The sequence below is a fragment of the Pseudomonas sp. GWSMS-1 genome, assembly GCF_049847425.1.
GTDB lineage: Bacteria > Pseudomonadota > Gammaproteobacteria > Pseudomonadales > Pseudomonadaceae > Aquipseudomonas.
In genome coordinates, this window is the sequence record NZ_JBMHHV010000005.1 from 1,209,476 (window position 1) to 1,234,075 (window position 24,600).

Genomic DNA, 24,600 nt, shown 5'->3' on the forward strand with positions numbered 1-24,600 from the left:
CTCACAGGATCTCGGCAGCCTTGGTCAGGAACCAGATGATCACCACCACCAGCAGGGCGCCGACACCGACCACAGCACCGAGGTCTTTCCAGGTTTTGCGCTGGTTCTGCACGTCGGCGTAGACGGTCAGCGAATGCCAGGCCACACCGAGAAAGGCGAGCAGGGCAATCAGTAGACCAAGCAGGATGCCGCCGTCGTAGGCGTAGTTCTGGATCGTTTCAATCAGCCCGGATCCCTCACCGCGTGAGGGGGCTTCCATGGTGGGCAGCTCGGCCATGGCCAGGCTCGGGCCCAAGACCAGCAGCAGGCCGAGCAGGCGTTGGGTGGTGTGGTCTCTCAGGTTGTTTTGGGCGATGGCAAAGGCCTTGAGCATGGCGTCGATCTCCGGGGTCAGGACAGGGTGAAGAACATCAGGATCAGCAGGGCCAACAACACGCGGGCGGCGCTACCGCCCAAGGCACCGAAGCGCACGCTGCCCAAAGCCCAGCCCCGATAAGCCGTCCACATCACCCAGGCGCACCAGAGCAAGGCGAGAACCAGCACCAGAGACAGCCACAAGGTCGAACTGCTTTGGTGGGGGAAGCCGGATGCGTTCTGGAAGGCCGCGGTCTGGGTGTCGGTCATGCTCATGGCGCAGTCTCCGAGTCGGGGGTGTCGAGGCGGTAGTCGCCGAGCAACTCGCCGGGATCGTGAGGCTGAGCGCGGGAGGGCGACAGATAACCCCGCACGCCCTGGCGGATGCGCTGCAGGTCCTGGGTCAGGCGGGTGTAGTCGAAGCGGTAGCGATCGGTGGGCGTTTGGGAAGGCCTGGCTCGCTGGGCGAGGGTCTCGATGGTGTCGAGTTGCTGGAGGATCAGGCTGAGCTCGGTGCTCTCCTGGGAGGCCACGACCGAGGTGGTGCCAGTTACCGCGCAGAGAACCAGCAGCAGGCAGCGGACAGGGGCAGTGCGCATGTTGAAGACCCTCGGAACCATCTGGCACCAGCATGGACGGAGTGGTCGGAAGGAGGCAGCAGGAAAAGCGAAGGTGGGCGGATCGCTTTCGTGTACCGCAGGCTCAGGCAGTAAACCGGGCTGAGCGAGTGAATCATGGCGGCCGGGTAGCAGATCAATGGGTCAAACGTCGCTGGATGCTACTTAGTGTTCTTGTAGGAACTCTTATATTGTTTAAGTGCCCCATAGGGAGTTATTATTTTCAACTTAAGCAGCTTTTTGATTAGGAATTCCCATGGAAGCGCCTAAAGAAGATAAGAGCTCTGGTGGGAGCGGATATACCGAAAAGTTACCGCTGCCCATGCCTGCCGAGCGGGCCATCCGCAAACTCGGCAGCGATCTGGCGCTGGCTCGGCGCCGCCGGCACATCTCCCAGCAGTCCCTGGCCGAACGCATGGGCGCTTCGTTGTCCACGGTCCGGCGCATGGAGAAGGGCGATCCGCGTGTACCCATCCATTTCATTGCCCGCGCGCTGCAGGTTTTCGGTGAGATCGAGGCGCTCGCGGGGCTGATCGATTCCGCACGGGACGACATCGGCCTGGTCTTGATGGATGAGCGCCTGCCGCAGCGGGTGCGCAGCAAGCGCAGCAAGGACGAGACGGGGGCATTATGAAGACGCTGGAGTCGATCAGGCAGGAAGTGGAGGTCTGCATCGGGCGTGTGGGTACGTCGGTGGGGCGGTTGGTCTACGCCAGGCAGGGGCGGCGCGAGAATACCGCGTTCGCCTACGACGAGCGTTGGCTGGCGAACCCGGACCGCTTCGCGATTTCTCCCGACCTTGACCTGGTCACGGGCTATCAGCCACGCAAGGCACCGTCCGCCGTTGACTCGGCCTTCCCCTTCGCCATCGCCGACACGGCACCGGACGCCTGGGGGCGCCGGGTTATCGCGCGCGATCATGCCAAGCGGCGCCGGGGCAACCCGGCGCTCGCGCCACTGAGCGAGATGGACTACCTGCTGGCGGTCGACGATTTCAGCCGGGTTGGCGCATTGCGCCTGCGTGATCAGGCCGGCCGCTTCTGTCGGACAGTCGAGCAGGGCCGACGCAGCACGCCGCCGCTGCTGGAGTTACGGCGCATCTACGAGGCCAGTCGCGCGGTCGAGCAGGGACAGGAGACCACTGAGGATTTGCGCTACCTGCAAGGCAAGGGCACGTCCCTGGGCGGCATGCGGCCCAAATGCACGGTGGTCGACGACGATGGTTGGTTGGCCATCGGCAAATTTCCGAGTGTGGGTGATACGCGCAGCGTGACGCGTGGCGAGGTGTTGGCGCTACGTCTGGCGCAGCGCGCCGGTATCGACGCGGCGCCAGCGCGCATCGTTGAACTGGAGGGCGTTCCGGTGGCCATTATCCGCCGCTTTGATCGTGATGGCGCCGAAGGGCGCATCCCCTACCTGTCCGCCGCCTCGCTGCTCCAGGCCTCCCGCGAGGAGGATCGCAGCTACACGGAGATCGCCGACGCCATCCGCGCCACAGGCCATCGGCCCACGGCGGATGTGCGGCAACTCTGGCGGCGCATGCTGTTCAACCTGCTGGTCACCAATGTGGACGATCACCTGCAGAACCACGGTTTTCTTCACGTGGAGAAGGGCCTGTGGCGGTTGGCTCCAGCCTTCGATATCAATCCCTTCCCGGACAAGGAGCGCGAGTCGAAGACCTGGCTGTCGGAGCAGGATGGGCCGATCACCGACCTCGCGATGCTGCTGAATCGCAGCACCTACTTTTCCCTGAGCCGGGACGAGGCGCTGACGGTGCTGACTGAGGTGCATGCCGCCGTGTCGAACTGGCGGGACCTTGCACTCAGCCCCGAGGTCGGCCTGCGCCGGGAGGAGCTGGAGGATTTCGCGCCGGCTTTCGAACACGAGCAGATGGATGCGGCGCAGAGCCTGCTGACCTGACGCGCTGATCGGGAGCTATAGCGAGAAAGCAGCGCAGGGTCGTGCTCATAGGTATTTCTTGAACGTCGCCGCGGTGATTGCGACGGCCATGCCCAGCATGGCCGCGCCGGGCAGCAGTATCAGCAGGGGATGCAGCGAGAAGGGTAGCGCCAGGTAAATGATCCACGGAATCATCAGGAGCGGCGCCATCGCGCGCTTGGCGCGGTGATAGACGAAACTGCTCTCACGCCCGGCGCCGAATTTGCGCAAGTCACGGCGCATCAGGCCATCGACGAAGCCGGTAAGCATGGCCAGCAGGAACAGCGGTGTGGCCAAGAGCAGGATGGTCAGGCGTACGACGAAGGTGAAGCTGATATACACCGCCGCCAACACGAAATCTTCGATGCTCAGGTAGAGCTGGCTGAGCCAGCTCCAGAAGCCGTTGCCGCGGCTCGATTCCTGCGCCTGTCGGGTGAAATCTGCGAAGCCTGTCTGCACCAGCAGCCAGTGGTTGAGCTGTTCCAGTAGCTGGGTTGTGGATTGCATCGGCTGCGGCAGGATCAGCGAGGCTTTGAAGTGCTCGCTGAGCCAGCCCAGTTCGCTGGTCAGCATGGCATGGCTGTGCCGCCAGCCCTGATCGCCCCAGAGCAACACGAGGCCGATGAACTCCATCAGAATCGAGAACAGCAGCGAGGCGATCAACAGGCCGATGATGCGCAGGGTCAGACCGAGCGCCGAGGCGATCAGTCCGGGGCGCTGGATCGGCTGGGCTTGCCGTGGCGGCGGACTGTTCGCCATGGCTCAGTCCGGGCGGCGTTGCTGGGATGGCTTGGTCACGGTGCCTCCTGGGAGGAGGCATCCTCCGCTGCGGCAGAGGCGGGCGATGCGGCCGTCCCCAGATCGAAGTCGAGCGTGGGTCCGCCGCCGCTGGCTTTCCACCATTGCCCCGCCTGCTCGTTGTAGGTCGCCCGCATCCGCTGCGCGAGCTCCTGCAAGTCCTTGGGCATGGCGTCGTCAGGTGAGGGCTTGGGCAGCGGCATACGGACTTTCCACAGCTGCCCGCCTTCCTGGAAGGAGAACATCTGCCCCTTGGGCAAGCTGACGATATGGGCCGGCTCGATCAGTGGCACGCCGGTGGCGCTGACCCGGTCTTGCGAGGAGGAGGTGAAGTCGGTGGCGGCGTGAGGGTCGGCGGTGTCCGTGGCCCCCGATACCAGCGTTCTGGTCAGCACGTTGACCTTCGGCAACTGCCGGGTGAGCAGCTCGGCAGTGGCGGTTTCGCGCACGCGCAGCATCTGCAGGGTATTGAAATTGCCGATCACCTGGCCGGCCTTGGCGCGGTTGCCGAGCCGCGCCTCGATGTCGCTGAGGGTCTGGGTGTAGGCGGTGACCTGGATGCCGGCGCCGCCGCCCTTGTTGATCAGCGGAATGAACTCATCGCCCATCAGCTCGTTGAACTCGTCGGCGTGCAAGTTGATGGGTACCTTGTCCGTGCTTTGGCTGGCAGCGGGCAGGCCGTGGTCGATGCCGTGTTTGTAGATCTGCCCGGCGACCGAGACCAGGTCGGCAAACATGGAGTTGCCCACTGCCGCGGCGACCTCGGCGTCGGTCAGCGCATCCAGGCCGACGTAGACGATGCCGCGTTTACGGATGATCTGCAGCCAGTCGAAGATCGGCCGTGGATCGTTCAGGTCGCTGTAGTCGGGTGCTAACAACTGCGCCGTCTTGCCGGTGGTGAGTTTTTCCAGCAGGGGCAGAAGACTGGCCACTATCTTGTCGAAATAGGTGCGGTCGTAACGCACCGCCGAACGCAGCCCGTCCAGCACCGGGTCGTATACGCGCTTGGCTGCCAGGTACTGCTCGATGGCCACCACGCGCTTCTCGCGACCGAGCATGTGACGCGGGGTGTTCTTCTCGTTGAGTTTGCCCTCAAGCTGGACGATCACCTCCCAGGCCTTTGGCGCGGTGCGGGCGAAGAGTTGCTGGGCGTACTCGATGAACAAGGCATCGATGTTCACCACATGCCGTTGGATCTGCAGGTAGTCCGGGCGCCGGCCCAGTTCAATCAGGGCACGGGCGACGATATTCACGAAGCGCCAGGCAAACTCCCGAAAGGCCGCCGAATTGCCTTCGCCACTCAGTTGGCCGGCGATGCGCGAGGCGACTTCGGTGATGCGGCCGAAGCGTCCCACCGCATTGTAGCGGGCCGAGATCTCCGGCCAGCCGAGGTGGAACACGTAGAACTCCTGTTCCCGCCCGGCTCGACGCGCTTCGACGTACATGCGCTTGAGCAGATCGGGATCGCCTTTGGGGTCGAAGACGATGACCACCTCGTGCTCGCGGCGGTGGATGTCCTGCGTGATATACACCTCGGCCAGGCGGGTCTTGCCGACCCGTGTGGTGCCCAGCACTAGGGTGTGCCCGACGCGCTCGCCGAGCGCCAGGCTCGCCTCGACTTCCTCGGGCTCGACCCCGTGCAACAGTGCCGAGCCGCCTACCGCGGGTAGCGGGCGCACGGGGTTGAACGCACTGTCCCAGGCGGTGACGCGGGCCAGTGCCGACAGGGGCAAGGGCGCGTGCTCCAGGTGCCGTTCCAACCCACGTGCCAGGCGCTGGAGGAGAGGCGGGTCGATGTAGCGGGAGACGGCAGGATCCTGGGCCTCGACCAGGCGCTGGGTATGCAGGCGGGTCCAGCGAAACCCCCGGCCCATGAACAGGCGCTGGCGGCTGACGGGAATCTGCCGACTGGTGAGTTCATAGCGCGGCAGGCGGCGGATAGTGCGCCGGTAACGCAATACTGCCCAGGCCTGGCGCAGACGGATAAAGCCGAACAGGGCGTAGGCCAGCGCCGCGACCAGGCCGATCTCGGGCGACAACGCCACAGTCCAGGGCGCGTGCAGGCACAGCAGCGTGGCGGCTACGCAGATGGCCACGGTGTACAGTTCCACGGCGGGCCTGAGCTTGGATTCCATCGCATGCTCGGCCATTGCCTTGCCTCACTGGGTCAGTGTGGTGGCGGTGACCAGCACCGGGTAGTGGCTGATCTGCAGGCGCGCGGCGATGTCGTCGCCGCTGACCGGCAGAATGACCAGGCCGGGTGCTGCCGCCCGGATTCGGGTCAGGGCCTCGATATTGGCCACCTCCACGGCCAGGCCGACCGCGCCTATCGCCTGCAGCCGCGGGCTGTTTTTGCGCAACCAGGACAGCGAGCGAGGATCGCTGCCGAGCAGAAAGAACGGCCGCAGTCCCGGCATGTCCAGGGCGCGCGGGGTAACTGCACCAGGGCGCAGCAGAGAACTGCTGACCGGCAGCATCCAGTCCTCGTCCAAATACTGGCTCAGGGGCGGGGCGTGGGGCTGGATGGGAACGTCCCGTACTGGCTCCGCCCGCACCGCGGACGTCAGCGCCAAGACAGCAATGCCTACGGCAAGTGAGGCTTTCATGGGGAGCTGGGCCTGGTCGAGACGTGCGGAGACCCGCAACCTGTTGCAGGTGTTGGGCAAATTGGGCGCGGTAGCGCGCGGCCGGCGCACCTCCGGCTGGCCGGTGATAGCGCCCGGCGGCCAGTATCCAGTCACCGGTGGCGTCGTGCTGTTCCCGCAGCAAGCTGGCGGCGACCGCGAGGTTGCGATAGGGCTCAAGCGCTTCGCAGGGGCTGGAAAAGCGCTGGCCGTGATAACCCAGGTTGATCTGGCCGAGTCCGGCGTCGATGCGCTTGGCGTCGTGTTCGGCGAGCGCCTGAAGCAAGGCCAGGCACGCTGCTTGGCGGGTGGCGAAGCGCTGGGCTTTACCGGCGATATTGAGGGTCCAGGGCCAAGGCAATAGCCGGCCGCGGATGCGCATGCCACTTTCCTGCAAGGCAATCGCGAACAGCACTGCGGCAGGAATACCGGCGCCATGGGCCGCCAGTTGGTAGGCCGGCGGGGGCACCTCGGCCCGGGCGGCGAGGATCACCAGCAGGAGCACGAGCCCCGTCACTCCAGGCGCTGCCATTGCCCACGCACCTGTTGGAAGAGGGCGGGTAACGGGCCCTGCGCGCCTAACCCGAACCATTGGCCGCGATCATGGTTCAGGGTGATCTGCCGGCGCTGAACCCGGGCGGGGTCGATACCCGCTTGCCGGGCCCAGGCCCGGATATGCGCGTCCTCGCCCTGGCTGCCGACCAGATAGAGATCGAATTCGCTCTCCTGGTGTTGCAGGCGTTGCGCTTCAGCTACGCACGCAGGGCACTGTTTCTCCACGAACAGGGCAAGCCGCCGTGAGTCGGGCGAACTGTTTGCGACTGGGCCGCCGAGGCCCTGGATCGGTAGCAGACCGGGAAACAGCCGGGCCCAGGCGGCATCGTAGGCGTGTTGGTAGGCCAGCTCGCGCTCGGCGCGCTTGGCCTCGAGCTGGACCTGCAATTGCGCGTAACGCCGACGCTCCTGCTCGTTCCGCGCTTCGACCCCCAGCGCGGTGAGGGGATCGAGGTTCGGGCTCCAGAAACCTCGTGGGCCCGCCTGGATGTCCTCGAAACGCGACCATTCCTGCTCCGTCAGGCCCCAGTCCGAGGCCCGCCCCGAATGGCTGCGTTCGAGCGGGGTGGCCTCGGCGTTGCGTATTTGTGAACGAACCACGGTGGTGTCGTCGGCCAGCGAACTGGCGGTGACCAGTACGGCGAGGCAGCAGGTGGCGCTCAGCAGCGAGCTGTTCATCATCACCTCTCAGGGAAGCGGGACAATCTGGTCCGGCTGGTTGGGCACCATGAAGGTGGCAGTAGTCGGGCTCAGTGTTTTCAAGTGCCAGGAACCAAATCGTTCGCCGTGATGCAGCAGCCGGACTTCTGCCAGTGAGCGGCTACTCAAGGGCGCCGCGGTCAGGAAGCGCTCGCCACCACGGGACTCGATACCCAGCACGGTGAAGGGCGGGGAGAGCGGCGCTGGGACGAGTGGCCGTGCGGCCTTTCTGGGTTTGGCGGGTGGTGGCGGTACGCGGCGGGGCGGCTTGGCGTTGAGCACCTGGAGCTGCTGCTCGACCTGCTCGGTGCGTGTGCGCAGGGCGGCCAACGCCGTCTCGCTGGCACGCGCCGCTAGCCCATCGCGCAGCGCCTGTATCTCCTGGGCCCACTGCTCCAGCAGGGGATCGAGGGTGCTGGCCTGCTGCGCGCCACTGTCGACAGCAAGCCTCAATGCCTTCACCTCGTGTCTCAAGGCTTCCTGCGCCGCCAGCAGGCTATTGGCGTCCTGTTGCAGGGTGTCCAGGTGCCGTGCGGGTGTGACGCTGGCGTCCTGCAAGTCGGCGATACGCTGATGCTGGTTGTAGAGCACGCCGCCCAGCCCGGTGACCGCCAGGCACAGCAAGCCGAGGATGAGGGTTTGCAAGGTCGCGCCTTTCATCGGCGGGCCCCTGGCTGGAAAGGCGTGGCGGGGGATGCGCTGCCGTTGTCCTGGCTGCGTTGCCGGAAGCAGACCGAGCGACCGACGTCATCGGCGACCAACTGCCAGGCGGGGCCGGCCAGTACCTCCAGCGCGTTGCGGAGCGCGAGCGGGCCGAGCCGGTAATGGGCCGCCGGCAGCGGCCGGGTCAACAACACCGTGACCGTCGCGCTGATGGGACATAGCGAATAGCCCGAGCGCTGCAGCACATGGCGCATAGCGTCCTGCACCGTCGGGTTCAACCCGGGCGGGATGCGCACATCGATGATCTGGGCGAGCAGGTCCAGTTGTTCCGCGGTGGGCTCGGTGCTGACCAGGGTATAGCGCCCGTAGCGGACGCTCTGCGCCTGCAGCGGGGGCGTGTCCGCCGGTCGAGCGATTTCTGCCTCATGGGCTCGGGGCTCGGTTACCGCAGGCACCTGCGAGGTGCATGCCCCCAGCAGTGCCAACAGCGCGAGAAGTACGGAAGATAGGTGCACGGCGTATGCCTCATGCCAGGGACGGCATGACCCTGACATGAGGCATGGGCTGTTACGCAGAGGAAAGCTGAAGTGGGAGGTATCGCTTTTGGCGGTGCAGGGTCCATCCGGCGCCGATTGTGCTGGTCTCAGAATGAACAAGGCACCCGAAGGTGCCTGTGGAACTAGAGCCAGCCGCATTCGGCCAGGGAGGTGGGGCGGCCTGCGCCAACGATGAAGTGATCCAGGACACGAACGTCGACCAGGGCCAGTGTTTCCTTCAAACGTAGGGTCAAGGTGCGATCGGCCTGGCTGGGCTCGGTGCAGCCAGAGGGATGGTTATGGGTCAGGATCACTGCCGCGGCGTTATGGGCCAGGGAGCGTTTGACCACCTGCCTGGGGTAGACACTGGCACCGTCGATGCTGCCGTGAAACAACACCTCGAATGCCAGTACCCGGTGCTTGCTATCGAGAAAAACCACCCCGAAGACCTCATGCGGCTCTTGGGCGAGAAGCATTTTCAGGTACTCGGCCACTAGGCCGGGTGAGGTCAGTTCGGGACCGCGGCTGAATACCCGTCGTTCGAGGATAAGCAGGGCTTCTTCGATCAAGCGGTCTTCCCGGATAGTCCGGGCGTCGGTGTTGAGGTGCGTGCTGTCGATTCGCGCGAGTTGCGTGTTCATGGTGGTGCCTCCGGGTGAACTCGGGGGTACACATCCCCTGGGGAGTGGTATCCCCGGGGTGGGTAGGTGAGTGGCATGCGCCTCAGACGGTGCGTCGTCTTCGCGGGTGCGGGGTGTGTTCGAATCGATCCCAGAGCTGGCGCCCCAGGTTCATGAAGTGCGGGTCGTTCTCTCCGTAACGGCGGTAGCTCACCAGCATGTCGAGCAGGATCTGCAGGTGCGGTGTGTCGAAGCTGGCGATCCAGTCCAGTTGGCACGGCCATTCCTCGCCGTTGTAGAGACTGAGCACGCAGCGCGCCAGGCGCTGGGCCGTGCTGTGGTCATGCTGCAGCAGCAGGTCGGCATGCTTGGCAAAGGGTGAGTCGGTGTAGTCGGTTTTCACCAGTAATCTCCAGTCAGAGCCGAGTGAAACGGTGCCGTTGGCCATGCAGAGGTGACCCGCAGCCCTCGCAAGGTGAGCGGGAAAAAGGATCGATTCCCCAGCCGGCGTCGGTATCGAAGTCGGCGCTGATGGGCATCAATCGAGTCAGTCCGTCCCGGATGGCCGCGATGCGCGCATCGACATCATTCACCGTGTGGTGGAGCGACAGCGCGCTGTAGTCGTCGTAAGCCTCGGCCAACAGGCAGTCGTCGCAGAGCCAGAAAGATTCCATGTGGGTTTCTCCTGTGCCGGCGCGAAGGAAAGGCGCTCGATGGAGCGCCTTGTTCAGGAGGTCGCGAACGGTTCAGACGGACTGAACGGTACGCTTGGCATCACGGCGAGCCGTGCGTGCAGACGGTGGAGCGTCCGACTCTGCCGGCGTATCCATCGTGGTGTCGGGTGCATCGGTTTCAGCGTCCGCCGATGCCTCGGCCGGCTCGGTACTCGCTGCTGGTTCGGCAGGGGCAGTTGCTTCCTGCCGGGCGGGCGCCTTGTACTCGAGCTTGCCGTCGACCTTGAGCCAGTCGATGAGGAGCAGGCGACCTTTCAGGCTCGCACCTGGCTGGCCTTGTTTTTCGCCTTTCTCGTAGAGGAACGGATCGATCCACAGGTCGCCGATACGGAAGGACAGCAAGACCTTTTTCTCGGACTTGACTGCATCCCAGTACTGGCGGATCAGCCGTTCGGCTTCGCCACCGGCGACCTTGCAGTCGAAGCGGGTGTATTCCACCGCATCGCTGGCACCGTGCAAGGCGGCGATATCGCAGGCCATGAACGGCGGGCCGCGACGCACCGGTACTTCTCGGACGCGGTTGAGGTAGCCGATGCCGCTGGTGTGCAGATTGAAGTAAGTGATCGCTTCTTGGGGGTGGTTGGTGTGGGCCATGGTGCTTCTCCTGTTTCAGGGGAAACGGCGACGCACGATCCCCACGACGGGAAGGTGAGTCCCCGTCGGGGTGGGTAAGGTGCAGGCGAGTCAGGAACGGCATCGGCAAGCCGACGGCGAGCAAGGCAAAACGCCTGGGTACGGTGAATGAGGTACGGCAAAACAGAGCCGGCTGATGAAACAGCCAGGAGAGGAGGAGTCGGCATTCATCACCGCCGAAGCGGCGACCGTGCGAGCTTCCGAACGCTGATCACACTTGGGTTGAACCACCACGGATGTGGCGTAGCCTCGAAGGCTCTGGCTACCTGGGCTGGGCTGTCAACGACAGCGAACCACGCCCTTTCTATAAGCCCGTCGATGGGCAGCGTCAAGGCGCTGCAAGGGGAATTCTTAGCGTCGGAATCCAGTGGCAAACACTGGAATGAAAAAAGTGAAAAGTCAGCCCGGCGGAATGCCGGGCGAGGAACAGGAAAGCCACCTCTGACGGTCTTGCGTAGCGCAACAGGCCGCTGGCAACGCCTCGTTTCGCCGCATCAGGATTCGCCAGCCGACCCTTGTCGTGGCCTGGATCGGAATGGTCCGGCACGCATCCGCGCACAAAAGGCGCCCAGTGTTTCGCCGGTGGGCTCCGGCGCTGAATACCACCGCCGAAGCGGATGACCGCAGCTGCCTGATTCAGGCAGCAGGGGTCATCCGCCTCCACGATTTGATCATGTAAGCAACGGGCACGATGTCCCGACGAGAAGAAGGCTCCGAACTCGAAAGTCCGACCGAGCTACCCGGAGCGAATCGGTCTTGGGGGATGCCGTGGCACCCGTACTTGCACGTGCACTACAGCAGCGCTGTCGGCGGCGTGTCAAGCCGTGCAAGGGGCGTTACGTGTTGCCGAGATGCGCCGCTAGCCGCTCGACCGTCTCCACAATGAAGGTGCGATCAGGCGCTGGCAGCGCACTGATCAATCCGGCAGTCTTCTGGCTGTGATCGCTGGGCGGTTGTAGGGATAGTTGTAGAAGGAGTAGTCATCGTTGTCAGTCTCGTCTTTCGGTGGCTTGCGGCGGACCTTGAGGCAGACGATCAGGGATGTGTTCGGGTGCCCATCCAACAGTGCGCGAATGAACTTGTCGTCGGCGCTGAGCCGAGTGCCGGTCAGGACGTCGCGCTCCTCCCCGTAGCCCGTGCTGCGCGACCACGATTCGCTTCTCAACCTGCCACCGCCTGGTAGCGTCCACGATCGCGCGTCTGGATCCGTCATCGAATTCAGGACATTGATGATTTCTTGACAAGGCTGCGGGCCCGGGTTGGCCACCTTGCCAGCCCATGGGTCATATTCATCAAGGCTCAACGAGTCGCTTCCCGACTTGACCCAGCCGAGCAGCCTCAGCACTGGATCATCAACCTCCTCCCGATGGTCGATGTGATCCGCGTCTGGAAGATAAATTTCTCCTGGGTTAGGACTCGTCTGCATGGCGGTTAGAAGAGCAGCCGCCTGGCAAGAAGGAACGAGTACAGACCTTACCGACACCGTTTCACCGTTGACCGCATCGGTGGCCGTCCAATGGCCCCATAGGGCCGTCATACCATCGTCCGTTGTCAGTTGGTCATCCAGGTACTGTCTATCGACTTGCCAACACCATGAGGAATCCGATCGATCTCTCTCCGACGAGGCGGCCTTCAGTATCTCGGGATCGCGCCGGTCCGCAAGCCACCGGTCATCACCGCGAGTGAGCAAATGTCCTCTCAACCAATCGTCGAACGGATCAACGCTTCGTTCGACTTGAGCTTCGTGAACTATTACTTCCATCTGTTCTTGGGTGAAAACCCCTTCGGAATCGCAGCGCTCGACATCAAGTCGATGTACTTCGGCACCTCCGGATGCGCTTGGAAATCGACCCGCTCAAGCGAAATTGAGAAGGTAGTGAATCCTGAAAGCTCGGGCAACCATGATGCCCTAGATGACGCCGTTTACCAGGCGGAGTTGTTCAACTTGATTCGTGAAAAGCTGGTGTTTGGTAGGCCCTGACGGATCCTTTGGCAAGCAGCACGTGGGGCTAGGGAAGCCGGGGGCTTGCCCAGATGCTCGCTTTAAGAGCAAGCGGAGCGCGCAGGCCCTGGCTATAAGCGCCAAAGGGGGAAATGGGTCGTAGCGAGCTCGGTTCAGAATGGTCCTTTGGGGATGCGTGGAGGGGGGGTAATGAACATCAACGTTACAGCAATTGAACGAAATATCAGGCTCTACGCTTTGCCAGGACTGCTTACCTTGATCGGGATGGGCACAATGTTGCTGATTGATCCCTCCGCCGCATCAGCGAGTCCGCTTGACCAGATGATTGCACCTCTAAAACGAGGAGTGTTTTGGGTAGCAGTCATGTTAACGGTGGGCGGGATAGTGTGGAGCCTCTATCGTGCCTGGCTTGAGTTCCGCTGGATGCAGGGGGAGTTGCTGGGCGGCTGTGATAATTGTGGTGGACCCTTGCGCCATTTAGATGACCGCTACGGTACATACAGCAAATGTTTGATGTGTGGCAGCAAGCGAAAGGGTTGGCACTAAAGCTGAAGTTAGGTCCTGCGAAGGCAAATGGGTACAGATTACCTTCGCTACTTGAAAGGCCGCTCCTGGCCCAGAGTGTGTAAAAACATCCCGGTAAACCCTTGCTATGATTTCCGAGAATCTCATCGCAAGGGACGCCCATGAAACGGTTTATCCAGGGTGAACATCGAGGTCAAAGCACCTTACTTCCCGAAAGCCTCGACGACTACGTCAGCGATACCAATCCGGTTCGGGTGGTTGACGTTTTCGTCGATGAACTCGATTTGGCCAATCTAGGTTTTGATGGCGTCATTCCAGCCGAAACCGGCAGACCTGCCTACCACCCGGCGATCCTGCTGAAGATCTACATCTACGGTTACCTAAACCGAATTCAATCGAGCCGACGTCTGGAGCGAGAAGCCCAGCGCAACGTCGAACTCATGTGGCTAACCGGGCGTTTGATGCCCGATTTCAAGACCATCGCCAACTTCCGAAAAGACAACAGTAAGGCCATTCGCGGCGTCTGCCGCCAGTTCGTTTTGCTCTGCCAGCAGTTGGGGTTGTTTGACGAAAACCTGGTTGCCATCGACGGCAGCAAATTCAAGGCAGTGAACAACCGTGACCGCAATTTCACCAGCGCCAAACTGAAGCGGCGCATGGAAGAAATCGAGGCGAGCATCGGCCGTTATTTGGCTGCGCTCGATGCGGCTGATCGACAGATTCCTAGCGCCTCCGCGCCAGACATTGCCAGCCTGGAAGATAAAATCGCCAAGCTCAAATCGCAGATGAAAGAGCTCCAAGGGATCGAAACTCAGCTCAACGATTCCCCTGACAAACAGGTTTCGCTGACCGACCCGGATGCCCGTTCGATGATGACGCGCGGCAGCGGTATCGTCGGCTACAACGTGCAGACGGCGGTCGATACGCAGCACCATTTGATTGTTGCTCATGAGGTCACCAACAGAGGTTCTGACCGCGACCAACTCAGCTCGATGGCCAAGCAAGCTAGGGAAGCCATTGGCGCAGAAACATTGTCGGTAGTCGCCGACCGAGGCTACTTCAAGGGTGAAGAAATCCTCGCCTGTCACGATGCAAACATCACCGTTTATGTGCCAAAGCCGATGACTTCAAGCGCCAAGGCTGATGGCCGGTTCAACAAAGATGCCTTCGTTTATGACGCGACGAAAAACGAATATACATGCCCGGCTGGAGAGGCACTGATTTGGCGATTCTCCAGCGTTGAGAAAGGCATGAATATGCACTGTTACTGGAGTTCAAAGTGCCAGAGTTGCGCGCTGAAAACCCAGTGCACGCCAAGCACAAATCGTCGAGTAAGGCGCTGGGAACATGAAGCGGTGCTGGAGGAAATGCAACGCCGGCTGAACCAAGCACCGGAGATGATGCGGGTTCGAAAACGGACTGTTGAGCATCCCTTCGGGACGCTCAAACAATGGATGGGAGCAACGCACTTCCTGACTCGAAAACTGAATGGGGTGAGCGCAGAAATGAGCTTGAATGTGCTCGCCTACAACTTGAAGCGGGTGATGAAAATCATCGGCACCGAAGGCTTGTTGAAGGCGATGGCGGCGTAAAAGCCCAGCTTTTACTGCCCCAAGAGGTGCCAAAGCGCTTCATACGCGCTCTGAAGCGTTACCGGCGCTGATCGCGGTAAATAATCGGGAAATTGCCATGCTCAGGAGCAATGGGCTGAAGCACGCACGATAAGAAAGGGTTTTTACACACTCTGGGCCGAAAACTGTCGCTGGTGACAGGCCGTTATCGGACAGGAGCTGCCCGTTAGAATCAATACAGTGGCCTGATTGTGTCTGCTGCAGTAAAACGCGGGCGGTGTGGTTCACGATCCTGCGCCTTACGATCAAGAAAAGGATGTGGGTAAGCCTTGCGGCGATCCGGGCAACCCTCAAGCGCCGCCGACATGAGCCGGTGGTCGATGTTGGCCGCTGGTTGCAGAGGGTGGTGCAGGGATACTTCAATTACCACGCAGTGCCAGGAAACCTGCGGAGGCTGAGTGGCCCGGCTGGAGCTGACACGTGCTTGGCGACAGTCTCTGTTGCGGCGCAGCAAGAAGCACCGCTTACCGTGGAGACGTTTCAAGCGAATGGTGAAGGCATTCATACCTTATGTCAGGTTGGCACACCCCTATCCGGCAGAACGTTTTCGCGACAAAACCTGAGGTAGGAGCCGTATGCCGTATGCTGCACGTACGGATCTGTGCGAGGGGCGGTGGGTAACCACCTAGTCCTTGTTTGGCCAGCATGGGCCAGAATAACTACTCAGTGACCTGCATCCGAAGCAGGTAGTTATGGTGGCTGGGTGTCCGCTGCAAAAGGCCAATATTACCAAGGTTCATCGAAAGCCATAGTCAGCGTACTGTTCAGATTTTGAACGCTGCTGCGTTCAAGTGACCAGAAACTGAACAGTCAAAACGCTCGAAACCCAGCAGCTTGTGGGTTGGCACACCTCGTGCTTAGGGGTTATGTAGAGCGCTGCCAAGCGCAGCGACCCAATATAATAAGCATAATGAGGACGCCCTATGAGCGAGAAGTTATCGCTTCTGCCATCCGAGCTTTGGAACGAGCACCTTTTCACTGGCTCCTGGGGTAAAAGCCCCCTGCCTGTCAGCCCGGTAATTGAACCCGCTACTGGCGAAACGCTAGGTAGTATTGGTATGGCCAGTGCCGAGACCATCGCTGGGTCTAGCCTAATTGCTCGAACGGCCCAACCGGGCTGGTTCGCTCTGCCATACGAAGAGCGTTCTAGCGTATTACGAAAGGCAGCACAGGTTGCGGAAGTTTGCTTCGACGAAATCGTCGAGTGGATTGTCCGTGAAAGCGGCTCCACACGTGCCAAGGCAGCCTTCGAAACCAGTCTCACCATCAAGGCACTCTTTGAAAGCTCCGGACTTCCGTCTCGCAGCCAGGGTGAAGTGCTGCCCTCAAGCCCAGGTCGTTTGAGCCTTGCTCGTCGCCGCCCGCTGGGTGTGATCGGAGTTATTTCGCCATTCAACTTTCCTCTATATCTGGCGGTTCGTGCGGTTGCGCCAGCGCTGGCGGTTGGTAACAGCGTGGTACTGAAGCCGGATCCACGTACTGCTGTTTGCGGTGGTTTCGTTATTGCGAGGTTGTTCGAACTGGCCGGTTTGCCGAGCGGTGTATTGCACGTTCTACCCGGCGCGGCCGAAGCCGGTGCCGCATTGGTTGCTGACCCGAATATCGCGATGATTCAATTTACCGGTTCAACCGGTGCGGGCCGCAAAGTGGGCGAGGCCGCGGGTAGGCACCTGAAGAAGGTGTCGCTAGAGCTTGGCGGCAAGAATTCACTAATTGTGCTGGACGATGCTGATCTGGATATTGCCCTGGCTAATGCGACTTGGGGCGTATATCTGCACCAAGGTCAAATCTGCATGTCTACCGGCCGCCTACTGATTCAGCGCGGTATCTACGACCAATTTGTCGCACGCCTGGTGGCCAAAGCGGGCAGTTTAACTGTCGGTGACCCGGCACAGAGCGATGTGGCCCAGGGGCCACTGATCAATGCTCAGCAGCGCGACCATGTCTACCAGGTCGTTCAGGCTGCTCAGCGTGCCGGTGCTCGGCTCGAGGTTGGCGGTAGCTACGAGGGGCTGTTCTTCCAGCCTACGGTTCTAAGTGGTGTTAATCCGGATAACCCTGCATTTCATGAGGAAGTCTTTGGCCCCGTCGCGGTCGTCGTGCCGTTCGACAGCGACGAGGACGCCATTCGGCTGGCAAATGACACCGAGTACGGCCTTTCGGCTGCCATCATTTCGAAGGATGTCGGTCGCGCGCTCAAGTTGGGTGAGCGGTTGCGCACTGGCTTGCTGCATATCAACGACCAGACCGTGAATGATGAGGTCATCAACCCCTTCGGCGGCGTTGGTGCATCCGGCAATGGTGCCAGCATTGGTGGTGCCGCGAACTGGGAAGAGTTCACTCAATGGCAGTGGTTAACGCTGAAAGGTGAAGCCCCGCTCTACCCGCTGTAACGCGCTAAATAAAAATAAATAAGAAGGTATAGCTAAAATGATAAAAATTATCACACCAAATGTTGCCACAACAATACTTGCCGGCGGATTAGCACTTCTTACGTCTGTCTCCCATGCGGCACAAGTAGCGACCGACCCTGGCGACTATAGTCCATTACCTGCGGGCGTTGATCTGGGGATTATTTACTACCAGCACACAACACATAAAAACTTTATTCATCGGGTAAGGAAATATCTGATCTCGCGGGTATCAAGGAGCTGAAAACCGATATTGGCCTACTGCGCTGGGTGCACTACATCGATGTAGGCGGATATATTGTGGATCCGCAGATTATCATTCCGTTCGGGGAAGTCTCTTTAAAAACCACCGGCGGCACCACGCGCAGCTCTGGCGTCGGCGATCCAATCGTAGGGGGAACACTCTGGCTGTATAATAATACCGAGAGCAAGCAAGCGTTCGGTATCACGGCGCTTGGTTCGCTCCCCCTCGGCCAATACGACCCCGATAAAGGTCCCGTCAACATCGGTGAGAACCGTTGGAAGCTGATTACCCAAGCGGCATTTGTCACTCCGTTGACAGACACCCTCTCTCTGGATCTGATCGGGAGTACACATTTTTCGGCGAGAACGATGACTTTGCCGGGGCCAAAAAGGAACAGGATGACCAGTACGGTGTGCAGGCGCATTTAAGTAAAAGCCTCGGTAGCAAGACCAAGGTTTCGCTGAGTTATTACCATGACTTTGGTGGTGAAACGACTCTCAACGGTATCGACATGGATGATAAGCTCAGTAATAGCCGCTGGCAGGGAACTTTCGCTCATTTTGTTGCGCCGGATATGCAAGTCCAAGTTCAATATGGTCGCAGTCTTGAAGTTGAAAACGGATTCTTCGAAGAGGATCGTCTCAACTTACGCTTGGTAAAAGTGTTCTAAGGAGGTGTAGCCCTGTGAATAACATGATGATTAGCCGTAGAAGTTTTATCAAGACCGCGTCAATAGTTGCAGCGGCCGTCAGTATACTCCCCACCCTCAGTGCGTTTGCCGGTGAGTCAACCGATGAGGCTCGAATGACGGATCTCGAGCGAAGCGTTTTTCACAAACTACTAAAAATATCGTTGCCGACAGATGGCAGCTCCTTGGTAGATCCGGCCACCCTGCCGGTTTTACAGACGCTGGAAAATGCTCTGCTCGTGGGAATGGCACCGCATATTCGCCAAGGTCTGCGCGGAGGTATCGGTTACTTCAATGATGGTGCGGTTAAGGACTTTGGTGCCACGTTCCTCAACTTGAGTGATGAAGACGCCATCCGCTTTTGTGATCGATGGGCCGCTTCTGACAGCCCACCTGAGCGAGCGCTGTCGATGGGCCTCAAGAAGCTCACCGTGCTCGCTTATTGGGCGATTCCGGATACCTGGGTGCCACTTGGTTATGGCGGCCCCGTGTCTGACAAGTGGAAGCTTCCCTCGCTGGGCAATACGCCAGAGCCAAAGGCATAACCGGACAGGTAGAAATTTATGACTGCTCAAAAAAATACGCTGAATATCAAAACCGCTGGAGATATTCAAAGTGCTGACATCTTTATCGAGGCGGATGTCGTTATTGTCGGTTCTGGCGCTGGTGGCGCAATCAACGCTTATGAGCTTGCTAAGCAGGGTAAGAAAGTTGTCGTGTTGGAGGCAGGTCCCTATGTGCCCTCATCAAAGTTTTCGGAGATGTTAGCGGTTGGCATGGGCACCCTCTATCAGGATGAAGGCGGGCAGGCGAATACCCACGGCGATATTACCGTGCTTCAGGGGGCCTGCGTAGGTGGCTCCACTGTGGTCAACGCAGCACTTTGCTTTCGCACGCCGGACTATTATCTTGATCTTTGGGCGAAAGAGTTCGGGTTGACCAATCTGACGCCTAAATTGATGGCTGGTTATTTTGATACGATTGAGAAAAACCTCAGTATTGATACTAATGGCGCACACGAAACTAGTATTGGTGCGCACCTGATCGCCCAAGGGCTTGAAAAGCTGAAGATAAAAAGAGGTGTTGCACGCCGTAATATTCGTGACTGCGCCCTGACCGGGTTCTGTTTCTCGGGCTGTAAAACTGATCGTAAGCAATCGATGTTGGTAACTTATCTGCCTTGGGCCTGCAATCACGGTGCAGAGATCTATGCTGATACCAGAGTCACTCGCATCACGACCCAAAACGGTCAAGCGTCGGGCGTTGAGGCGGTAATTATCGATCCAAAAACCAAGGCTGTTAAATCGGTGATGAAAGTCAGCGCACCGATTGTTGTGCTCGCTGCGGGCCCTATACAGTCGCCGATCATTCTCCAGCAGTCAGGTATTGCTAACTCAAGCGGCCAGGTCGGGAAAAACTTCGCCTGCCATCCGACTCTGTCGGTGACCGCAGTTTTCGAGAACCCAGTGAACGATTTCCACGGCGCGACCCACTCGCTATACGTGGATACCCACACACTTCCAGAGGAAGGTGGTTATTTGCTGTTGGACGCCTTGCAAGAACCTGTGGAAGCGAGTTTCCAAGCAGAGCCTGGCACCGGTAAACCCTATGTGGCGTATATGGAGAAATATCGGAACACCATCCGTTTGATCACACTTATCCATGACAAGAATGTGGGTGAGGTTCGCTTAAAGGATGGTGTCAAGGAGATTATCTACGAAGTGGATGACAGCGACTTCGAGGCAATGAAAAAAGGGCTTAAGTATAATGCTCAAATTCTGTTCGCCGCGGGCGCGCAATTCCTTTATTTGCCGACTTCGGAGCGCACTGTAATTGAAAGCGTCGACGATATAGACCGGATTATCGATCAACTGAAGAATGAATCGGCGCGGTATCGGTATACCTCCTTCCACCCCCAGGGCACCTGCCGTATGGGGGCTGACCCCAGCAAGACTGTGGTCAATCCCTACGGTGAAACGCACGACGTGAAGAGGCTCTATATCGCGGACGCCAGCCTGCTGCCGACCTCAATCGGTTACAACCCGTCTGAAACTGTTTACGCGCTGGCTAACTACATAGCCGATCAAATTGTGAAGTCGAATTTCAGCTAAACAACCAGCGAGCAGGCGAGGTCACCCGCAGATTGTTCATCCGGGCATTTCCGGAATTCAGGAAGCGCGACCAACCCTTGCTTTCCAGGGGGCGGATGAACCTGCTCGTCTTATCTCACGAGACCTACCGGCTACCTAGGGGAGGGCTTTTTCGAGAATACTGGAATCAGCCTTCGAACCCTTTGTGGTTTGAGACGTCGAAGGGTACTTGACGCCAATGCTCTGGATAATCATTAAATAGGTAGACCTGTACAGGCGTTTCCTGGCCGGGTACCCCAACCCATAACAATAAAGAAAGGTGTCGACATGGATACCTGCCGACTGACCGAAACCCTCTGTCTGGAGGGTGTGCGCCGCCGCCTTTGGGATGGAGAGCCGCTTCCTGCAGGCCTTCTGCCCAATCCGGTCGCCCGCTCTTGGGAGCGATCTCGCGATGCGGGTTTACGTCCTTGGGATCACCGTCTTATAAATAGCGATGCGCCAATTTTTTCCTTGGATGAGGTTGATCAGGCCCTTGCTGTGTGCGTAAAGCCTGAAATCGAGCGCCTCTGGCAGGTCTTTGGAGGGCAGTCTTGGACGCTGTTTTGCGTCAACACCCAAGGTGTGATCGTTCATGCCCAGCATGCCACTGGTGCAGGCTCGCTCGACGCCCTGCAAGTCGGCCGGCGCATACACGAGGCCGATATAGGTACCACTGCCCCTAGCTGTGCCCTGGCGGAGAATCAACCGATCATTCTGCTCGGGGGGCACCATTACCTGAGCGAGTTCGAGCGATTCTTTTGCGTATCCGTTCCTGTTTATGGCGTGCATGGTCAGTTGGTTGGGGCGTTGGACATCACCGGATCGGAGAGCGTAACGCAAGGGCTGTCCTCGAGCAGATGCGAGTCACGGCCATGGCAACTGAAAACCGCTTGTATGCCAACCTCACAAATTGTCAGATTCTCAGTCTGCAACATGACCCGCGGATGATCGGCACCCCTCTTCAAGGCTTACTGGCTCTCGATGACCAGGGGCGCATCTTGGCCGCCAACGGCATGGCTCAGCGACTGTTGGGTCTGGAAGATACACCCGGCAATGGCCGCGGCCAGCACTGGGAGCGGTTGTTCGAGCAGGATCCCGCTACACGCTCGCAAAGGCGATCACCAGGCCTGGTAAAGTTGAATGACGGCTCGTGCCTGTATGCCCACATGCTTTCGACCCAAGGTGAAAGGCCACGTATTAACCTGGCTAAGGAATACACTCCACAATCACCGCTCGGTTGCGATAGCGCTCTGAGCCAACAGTTTGATACTGCATATAAAGCCTTCAAAGCAAGCATTCCAGTGCTTCTCCATGGCGAAACGGGCACTGGCAAGGAAGTTTTTGCCCGAGCCTTGCACGAGGCTTGGAACATTGACGCACCATTCGTAGCGATCAATTGCTCGGCGATCCCTGAAAGCCTGATTGAAGCCGAACTCTTCGGCTATACCGACGGAACTTTCACCGGAGCGCGCAAGGGCGGTGCCAAAGGGCGTATCGAAGAAGCACATGGAGGAACACTGTTACTCGATGAAATAGGTGATATGCCTGCCGCGCTGCAGACACGTCTGCTTCGTGTGCTGCAGGAACGTCGAGTCACTCGTTTAGGTAGTTCTGAAAGCCTTCCGCTGGATGTCCGGATCATCAGCGCCACTCATTGCGATCTGCCGAAGCTGATCAGTGAGCGAAACTTCCGCGAGGATCTCTACTACAGGCTTAACGGCGTACAGGTTCACCTACCTGCCTTGCGTGAGCGCCAGGATGTCAATCAGTTGATCGAGACATTACTCAGACGCTACGGAGGGTGCCATCTACATCCGGGCAGCCTTCAGCTCCTTCGTGCGCAGCGCTGGCCAGGCAATATCCGCCAGCTTGAACAAGCGCTGCGACTGGCGTCGGCGTTAGCTGGTGAAGGTGAAGAGATTCTCCCAGAACATTTACCTGTTGTTACCTCTACTAATGAACCACAAGTCTGTTCTCTAAAAGCGGCTGAGCAGCGGACTATCCAAGAAATCTTGCACGCTAATCGTGGCAATATTTCAGCAACAGCGAAGGCGCTAGGCATATCCCGTACAACCCTTCACAAAAAACTGAAAGAGAATTCCACTCTGTAAATACTCAGCCGCTAGTGGCTGATTAAATCGAGCAGGTCGCGTCGATGATTGACTAACCCAGGCTAATTCGCCTGGTCAGGTAGGCTGCGTGCAAATGCTCGACAGCTTGAGTGGGTGCCCAGTACTTCCGGCTTTACGACTTTCCGATTCTGGTCGATTGCTGTCTGTCACGTAGCCAGCCCGAGTCGAGTAGAGTGCACGGGTGTGGTCTGAGGCAAGACGCTGCGCCGTGGCATCTCAGGGGCAATGTCACGAAGAGGCGTGGTTTGAGTCATCGGCATCCAGTGACGGTAGCGGAGGCTGGTGACGAGAGGGTTTCTTGCCGCCCTTCGACGTGGATGGTCGTTGCTCGGGCGAAGCGGGCTCGCTGACTTTTTCCTTCATCGCGACGCTCTGTATGCGGTGAGGCAGCATGCCTATTCGGCGCGCTTCGATCTTGAACGTCACCCGCGCGTTGTCCTCGCTGTCTTCCCACTCGTCACGCACGGTGCGACCTTCGACCAGTACGCGCATGCCCTTCTGGTACAGGGTGCTCCAGTGTTCGGCCTCGCGGTGCCAGAGTTCGACCGGTGCCCAATAGCCGCCGCGATCTTCGTAGGCGCCGTCACGAGGGATTGGGTTGTCGAAGTAGACGTTTAGGCGCAGCAGTCGTCTGGGCTCTTCGTTGCCCGAGTTGCCCGAGTTGAATTCCTGGAATTCTGGCGCACTGCCGATATTGCCTTCGCCAACGAAAAAGGTGCTCATTGCGATTCCTCCACAGGATTGACGAATTGGCGCAGCACCTGCTCGGCACTGGCCATCTTGGCCGCGCAGGCCGCGGCTTGGCGGTACAGCGAATGCGTCACGCTCATTTGCAGGTTGAGGGTGATGCGGTCGCATTCGATGCGGTACAACGCTTCGCGCAGGGCTTGCGACAGGGTTGCGTTGCTCATTTGCCTCTCCCAGACGGTGACGCCCATCCGCGAGAAATCACGGGTGCGCCAGCGCAGGAAGGTGCTGCCGGCACTGGTGTTCTGCGGTACCAGGCGCATGTCGAGCAGCGAGTAGGGCGGCCGGCTGGCCTGCTGGGACATAGCCGCCATCAGCTGTTGTAGCTGCGCCTCGATTGCCCTGGCCACCTGCGCCAGGTGCTCCAACTCCCCTTACCCTTAAAAGGTTTTAAAAGGCCTTTTAGCGAGGCAGCGTGTTCGAGCTGCCGATAGGCATCCGCTGTCAGCGATACAATGGCAGGCGGGTTCGCGCGGTTGATGGCGCTCATGACTCGTTCTCCGGCTCGGCGGTGGCTAGGGCCAGCTCATCCGTGTTGTCCGCTGGAGTCCCGGCGTCATCCACTGGCCCAGAAGCACGACGAATGATCGGCGGCGCGAACTCGGATCGCCGAGTGCCGTCGAGGATGTCTTGCGGCGGCTGGCCGAACTTGTCGATGGCCTCATGGGCCCGGGCATTCTTCGCGGCCATGTCGTCGCGGGTGACAGCGGCAAGCCGGTAACGCTGGGCCAGGCCGAACAGGCTACGCAGCAGGTGGGCGCCGCTGTCGATCCAGGTTTCCATGTCCGCGCGGCCAATCAAGGCGGTGTGGTGGGCCAGCAGGGTGCGGCGTACCAAGGTGTCGTAGTCGGTGAGCAGGTAGACCGTGAGAAAGCCCAACTGGCTGCCGATATAGAGCGGCAGGGTGACCGGGTGGATATTGAGGTTGTCGCCGATGTCGATCTGGGTCGGCAAATCCTGTTTGACCCGATCCAGCTGCTGGGTCAGCGCCATCATCCCGGCTTTGGCCTGCATCAGTTTTTCTTCGAGCTGCAGCATCGCCCAGTCGGCGTAGGGGTCGTCCTGCGCCGCGGCCTGCTTGATCAGGTTGGTCACACTGATGTAGCCGGCCATGCCCATGATCGAGCGAACCCCATCACGCGCTGCCCGACCCTGCCAGATGCGGGCCGCATGGTGGGTGTGCAGCGTCAGGGTGATGCTGCTGCGCAATGAGCCCAGGTTGAGCTGGTAGTGGTCGGTCACGGAGATATCCTCGCCTGAGAACTGGCGAGAAGGGTGCGACAGCTGAGGTTCTGCTGCAGCCAATAAGTTGAAGGTGGTCTGTTCGGTTTGGCTTGCCTGCTCGACGTCGGCGGC

At 59.8% G+C, this 24,600-nt stretch carries 26 protein-coding genes and 3 pseudogenes; 10 read left to right on the forward strand and 19 right to left on the reverse strand.

From position 1 onward, the window contains the following. Position 1: 1 nt before the first annotated feature. The 3 genes from ACEPAJ_RS09265 to ACEPAJ_RS09275 are packed head-to-tail and all read right to left on the reverse strand — an operon-like array spanning position 2 to position 953. Positions 2-373, reverse strand: coding sequence for a TIGR03745 family integrating conjugative element membrane protein (locus ACEPAJ_RS09265; protein ID WP_425914600.1), 372 nt, complete (start codon positions 371-373; stop codon positions 2-4). 17 nt (positions 374-390) lie between these two features. Continuing rightward, positions 391-630: a TIGR03758 family integrating conjugative element protein gene (locus tag ACEPAJ_RS09270; RefSeq protein ID WP_425914601.1), complete on the reverse strand. Its 240-nt coding sequence runs from the start codon at positions 628-630 to the stop codon at positions 391-393. Further along, positions 627-953 carry an RAQPRD family integrative conjugative element protein gene (locus tag ACEPAJ_RS09275; RefSeq protein ID WP_425914602.1) on the reverse strand — a complete coding sequence of 109 codons (327 nt, stop codon included), beginning with the start codon at positions 951-953 and terminating at the stop codon, positions 627-629. The genes ACEPAJ_RS09270 and ACEPAJ_RS09275 overlap by 4 nt, the downstream gene beginning before the upstream one ends. Before the next feature lie 274 nt (positions 954-1,227). Here ACEPAJ_RS09275 and ACEPAJ_RS09280 point away from each other — a divergent pair, with 274 nt between their 5' ends. Continuing rightward, entirely contained in the window at positions 1,228-1,605 is a 378-nt protein-coding gene (locus tag ACEPAJ_RS09280; protein WP_425914603.1) for a helix-turn-helix domain-containing protein, read from the forward strand. Continuing rightward, positions 1,602-2,891 carry a type II toxin-antitoxin system HipA family toxin gene (locus ACEPAJ_RS09285; protein ID WP_425914604.1) on the forward strand — a complete coding sequence of 430 codons (1,290 nt, stop codon included), beginning with the start codon at positions 1,602-1,604 and terminating at the stop codon, positions 2,889-2,891. The genes ACEPAJ_RS09280 and ACEPAJ_RS09285 overlap by 4 nt, the downstream gene beginning before the upstream one ends. 45 nt (positions 2,892-2,936) lie before the next feature. Here ACEPAJ_RS09285 and ACEPAJ_RS09290 read toward each other — a convergent pair whose 3' ends face one another. From ACEPAJ_RS09290 to ACEPAJ_RS09345, 12 genes and pseudogenes are all read right to left on the reverse strand, one after another. Continuing rightward, on the reverse strand, positions 2,937-3,668 hold the full coding sequence (locus ACEPAJ_RS09290) for a TIGR03747 family integrating conjugative element membrane protein (RefSeq protein WP_425914605.1): 732 nt from the start codon (positions 3,666-3,668) through the stop codon (positions 2,937-2,939). Between the two features lie 35 nt (positions 3,669-3,703). After that, the gene (gene traD / locus ACEPAJ_RS09295; RefSeq protein WP_425914606.1) at positions 3,704-5,857 is read right to left on the reverse strand and encodes a type IV conjugative transfer system coupling protein TraD; all 2,154 of its coding nucleotides are present in this window, start codon (positions 5,855-5,857) and stop codon (positions 3,704-3,706) included. A gap of 9 nt (positions 5,858-5,866) precedes the next feature. Beyond that, the gene (locus ACEPAJ_RS09300) at positions 5,867-6,313 is read right to left on the reverse strand and encodes an integrating conjugative element protein (protein ID WP_425914607.1); all 447 of its coding nucleotides are present in this window, start codon (positions 6,311-6,313) and stop codon (positions 5,867-5,869) included. Position 6,314: 1 nt separating this feature from the next. Continuing rightward, positions 6,315-6,863, reverse strand: a pseudogene (locus tag ACEPAJ_RS09305) (lytic transglycosylase domain-containing protein); the annotation flags it as partial. Continuing rightward, positions 6,845-7,564 (reverse strand): TIGR03759 family integrating conjugative element protein, encoded by a 720-nt coding sequence (locus tag ACEPAJ_RS09310; protein WP_425914608.1) that lies wholly within the window; start codon positions 7,562-7,564, stop codon positions 6,845-6,847. The gene ACEPAJ_RS09310 and the pseudogene ACEPAJ_RS09305, both read right to left, overlap by 19 nt. A 9-nt stretch (positions 7,565-7,573) precedes the next feature. Continuing rightward, positions 7,574-8,245: a chemotaxis protein gene (locus ACEPAJ_RS09315; RefSeq protein WP_425914609.1), complete on the reverse strand. Its 672-nt coding sequence runs from the start codon at positions 8,243-8,245 to the stop codon at positions 7,574-7,576. Next, on the reverse strand, positions 8,242-8,763 hold the full coding sequence (locus ACEPAJ_RS09320; protein WP_425914610.1) for a PilL N-terminal domain-containing protein: 522 nt from the start codon (positions 8,761-8,763) through the stop codon (positions 8,242-8,244). The genes ACEPAJ_RS09315 and ACEPAJ_RS09320 overlap by 4 nt, the downstream gene beginning before the upstream one ends. A gap of 164 nt (positions 8,764-8,927) precedes the next feature. Continuing rightward, positions 8,928-9,425: a RadC family protein gene (radC, locus tag ACEPAJ_RS09325; RefSeq protein ID WP_425914611.1), complete on the reverse strand. Its 498-nt coding sequence runs from the start codon at positions 9,423-9,425 to the stop codon at positions 8,928-8,930. Between the two features lie 82 nt (positions 9,426-9,507). After that, entirely contained in the window at positions 9,508-9,807 is a 300-nt protein-coding gene (locus tag ACEPAJ_RS09330) for a hypothetical protein (protein WP_425914612.1), read from the reverse strand. 13 nt (positions 9,808-9,820) lie between these two features. Next, complete coding sequence (locus ACEPAJ_RS09335; RefSeq protein ID WP_425914613.1) at positions 9,821-10,078, reverse strand: hypothetical protein; 258 nt, start codon at positions 10,076-10,078, stop codon at positions 9,821-9,823. 72 nt (positions 10,079-10,150) lie between these two features. Then, positions 10,151-10,732: an STY4534 family ICE replication protein gene (locus ACEPAJ_RS09340; protein ID WP_425914614.1), complete on the reverse strand. Its 582-nt coding sequence runs from the start codon at positions 10,730-10,732 to the stop codon at positions 10,151-10,153. A gap of 955 nt (positions 10,733-11,687) precedes the next feature. Further along, positions 11,688-12,308 carry a hypothetical protein gene (locus tag ACEPAJ_RS09345; RefSeq protein ID WP_425914615.1) on the reverse strand — a complete coding sequence of 207 codons (621 nt, stop codon included), beginning with the start codon at positions 12,306-12,308 and terminating at the stop codon, positions 11,688-11,690. Between the two features lie 153 nt (positions 12,309-12,461). Between ACEPAJ_RS09345 and ACEPAJ_RS09350 the strand changes: the two genes are divergently transcribed. The 7 genes and pseudogenes from ACEPAJ_RS09350 to ACEPAJ_RS09380 all read left to right on the forward strand — a co-directional run bounded on the left by ACEPAJ_RS09350 (position 12,462) and on the right by ACEPAJ_RS09380 (position 20,344). Next, on the forward strand, positions 12,462-12,752 hold the full coding sequence (locus tag ACEPAJ_RS09350; protein WP_425914616.1) for a hypothetical protein: 291 nt from the start codon (positions 12,462-12,464) through the stop codon (positions 12,750-12,752). Between the two features lie 171 nt (positions 12,753-12,923). Beyond that, positions 12,924-13,280, forward strand: coding sequence for a hypothetical protein (locus ACEPAJ_RS09355; protein ID WP_425914617.1), 357 nt, complete (start codon positions 12,924-12,926; stop codon positions 13,278-13,280). A gap of 140 nt (positions 13,281-13,420) precedes the next feature. Then, a complete protein-coding gene (locus tag ACEPAJ_RS09360) occupies positions 13,421-14,851 on the forward strand; it encodes an IS1182-like element ISPmo1 family transposase (protein ID WP_425914618.1) in 1,431 nt (476 codons plus the stop codon). A 962-nt stretch (positions 14,852-15,813) separates the two neighbouring features. Beyond that, positions 15,814-17,283: a benzaldehyde dehydrogenase gene (locus ACEPAJ_RS09365; RefSeq protein ID WP_425914619.1), complete on the forward strand. Its 1,470-nt coding sequence runs from the start codon at positions 15,814-15,816 to the stop codon at positions 17,281-17,283. Positions 17,284-17,601: 318 nt separating this feature from the next. Continuing rightward, positions 17,602-18,215, forward strand: a pseudogene (locus tag ACEPAJ_RS09370) (transporter). Between the two features lie 23 nt (positions 18,216-18,238). After that, a complete protein-coding gene (locus ACEPAJ_RS09375; RefSeq protein WP_425917987.1) occupies positions 18,239-18,778 on the forward strand; it encodes a twin-arginine translocation signal domain-containing protein in 540 nt (179 codons plus the stop codon). A gap of 18 nt (positions 18,779-18,796) precedes the next feature. After that, a complete protein-coding gene (locus ACEPAJ_RS09380) occupies positions 18,797-20,344 on the forward strand; it encodes a GMC family oxidoreductase (protein WP_425914620.1) in 1,548 nt (515 codons plus the stop codon). Between the two features lie 441 nt (positions 20,345-20,785). Here ACEPAJ_RS09380 and ACEPAJ_RS09385 read toward each other — a convergent pair whose 3' ends face one another. Next, complete coding sequence (locus tag ACEPAJ_RS09385; RefSeq protein WP_425914621.1) at positions 20,786-21,205, reverse strand: hypothetical protein; 420 nt, start codon at positions 21,203-21,205, stop codon at positions 20,786-20,788. 32 nt (positions 21,206-21,237) lie between these two features. Between ACEPAJ_RS09385 and ACEPAJ_RS09390 the strand changes: the two genes are divergently transcribed. After that, complete coding sequence (locus ACEPAJ_RS09390) at positions 21,238-22,476, forward strand: sigma-54-dependent Fis family transcriptional regulator (RefSeq protein ID WP_425914622.1); 1,239 nt, start codon at positions 21,238-21,240, stop codon at positions 22,474-22,476. A gap of 249 nt (positions 22,477-22,725) precedes the next feature. On the opposite strand, the gene ACEPAJ_RS09395 is transcribed toward ACEPAJ_RS09390, so the two are convergent. The 3 genes and pseudogenes from ACEPAJ_RS09395 to ACEPAJ_RS09405 form a co-directional block, all read right to left on the reverse strand. Continuing rightward, positions 22,726-23,220, reverse strand: a complete 495-nt coding sequence (locus ACEPAJ_RS09395) for a single-stranded DNA-binding protein (RefSeq protein WP_425914623.1) — start codon at positions 23,218-23,220, stop codon at positions 22,726-22,728. A gap of 95 nt (positions 23,221-23,315) precedes the next feature. Continuing rightward, positions 23,316-23,734: pseudogene (locus tag ACEPAJ_RS09400) on the reverse strand (DUF3158 family protein); the annotation flags it as partial. After that, positions 23,731-24,486, reverse strand: a complete 756-nt coding sequence (locus ACEPAJ_RS09405; protein WP_425914624.1) for a PFL_4669 family integrating conjugative element protein — start codon at positions 24,484-24,486, stop codon at positions 23,731-23,733. The pseudogene ACEPAJ_RS09400 and the gene ACEPAJ_RS09405, both read right to left, overlap by 4 nt. Positions 24,487-24,600 lie beyond the last annotated feature (114 nt).

What these genes read in the sequence shown, in the direction of transcription:
- ACEPAJ_RS09265 (WP_425914600.1), bottom strand. Translation starts at nt 373, where the DNA reads ATGCTCAAGGCCTTTGCCATCGCCCAAAACAACCTGAGAGACCACACC.
- ACEPAJ_RS09270 (WP_425914601.1), bottom strand. Translation starts at nt 630, where the DNA reads ATGAGCATGACCGACACCCAGACCGCGGCCTTCCAGAACGCATCCGGC.
- ACEPAJ_RS09275 (WP_425914602.1), bottom strand. Translation starts at nt 953, where the DNA reads ATGCGCACTGCCCCTGTCCGCTGCCTGCTGCTGGTTCTCTGCGCGGTA.
- ACEPAJ_RS09280 (WP_425914603.1), top strand. Translation starts at nt 1,228, where the DNA reads ATGGAAGCGCCTAAAGAAGATAAGAGCTCTGGTGGGAGCGGATATACC.
- ACEPAJ_RS09285 (WP_425914604.1), top strand. Translation starts at nt 1,602, where the DNA reads ATGAAGACGCTGGAGTCGATCAGGCAGGAAGTGGAGGTCTGCATCGGG.
- ACEPAJ_RS09290 (WP_425914605.1), bottom strand. Translation starts at nt 3,668, where the DNA reads ATGGCGAACAGTCCGCCGCCACGGCAAGCCCAGCCGATCCAGCGCCCC.
- traD (WP_425914606.1), bottom strand. Translation starts at nt 5,857, where the DNA reads ATGGCCGAGCATGCGATGGAATCCAAGCTCAGGCCCGCCGTGGAACTG.
- ACEPAJ_RS09300 (WP_425914607.1), bottom strand. Translation starts at nt 6,313, where the DNA reads ATGAAAGCCTCACTTGCCGTAGGCATTGCTGTCTTGGCGCTGACGTCC.
- ACEPAJ_RS09310 (WP_425914608.1), bottom strand. Translation starts at nt 7,564, where the DNA reads ATGAACAGCTCGCTGCTGAGCGCCACCTGCTGCCTCGCCGTACTGGTC.
- ACEPAJ_RS09315 (WP_425914609.1), bottom strand. Translation starts at nt 8,245, where the DNA reads ATGAAAGGCGCGACCTTGCAAACCCTCATCCTCGGCTTGCTGTGCCTG.
- radC (WP_425914611.1), bottom strand. Translation starts at nt 9,425, where the DNA reads ATGAACACGCAACTCGCGCGAATCGACAGCACGCACCTCAACACCGAC.
- ACEPAJ_RS09335 (WP_425914613.1), bottom strand. Translation starts at nt 10,078, where the DNA reads ATGGAATCTTTCTGGCTCTGCGACGACTGCCTGTTGGCCGAGGCTTAC.
- ACEPAJ_RS09340 (WP_425914614.1), bottom strand. Translation starts at nt 10,732, where the DNA reads ATGGCCCACACCAACCACCCCCAAGAAGCGATCACTTACTTCAATCTG.
- ACEPAJ_RS09345 (WP_425914615.1), bottom strand. Translation starts at nt 12,308, where the DNA reads ATGACGGCCCTATGGGGCCATTGGACGGCCACCGATGCGGTCAACGGT.
- ACEPAJ_RS09350 (WP_425914616.1), top strand. Translation starts at nt 12,462, where the DNA reads ATGTCCTCTCAACCAATCGTCGAACGGATCAACGCTTCGTTCGACTTG.
- ACEPAJ_RS09355 (WP_425914617.1), top strand. Translation starts at nt 12,924, where the DNA reads ATGAACATCAACGTTACAGCAATTGAACGAAATATCAGGCTCTACGCT.
- ACEPAJ_RS09360 (WP_425914618.1), top strand. Translation starts at nt 13,421, where the DNA reads ATGAAACGGTTTATCCAGGGTGAACATCGAGGTCAAAGCACCTTACTT.
- ACEPAJ_RS09365 (WP_425914619.1), top strand. Translation starts at nt 15,814, where the DNA reads ATGAGCGAGAAGTTATCGCTTCTGCCATCCGAGCTTTGGAACGAGCAC.
- ACEPAJ_RS09375 (WP_425917987.1), top strand. Translation starts at nt 18,239, where the DNA reads ATGATGATTAGCCGTAGAAGTTTTATCAAGACCGCGTCAATAGTTGCA.
- ACEPAJ_RS09380 (WP_425914620.1), top strand. Translation starts at nt 18,797, where the DNA reads ATGACTGCTCAAAAAAATACGCTGAATATCAAAACCGCTGGAGATATT.
- ACEPAJ_RS09390 (WP_425914622.1), top strand. Translation starts at nt 21,238, where the DNA reads ATGGCAACTGAAAACCGCTTGTATGCCAACCTCACAAATTGTCAGATT.
- ACEPAJ_RS09395 (WP_425914623.1), bottom strand. Translation starts at nt 23,220, where the DNA reads ATGAGCACCTTTTTCGTTGGCGAAGGCAATATCGGCAGTGCGCCAGAA.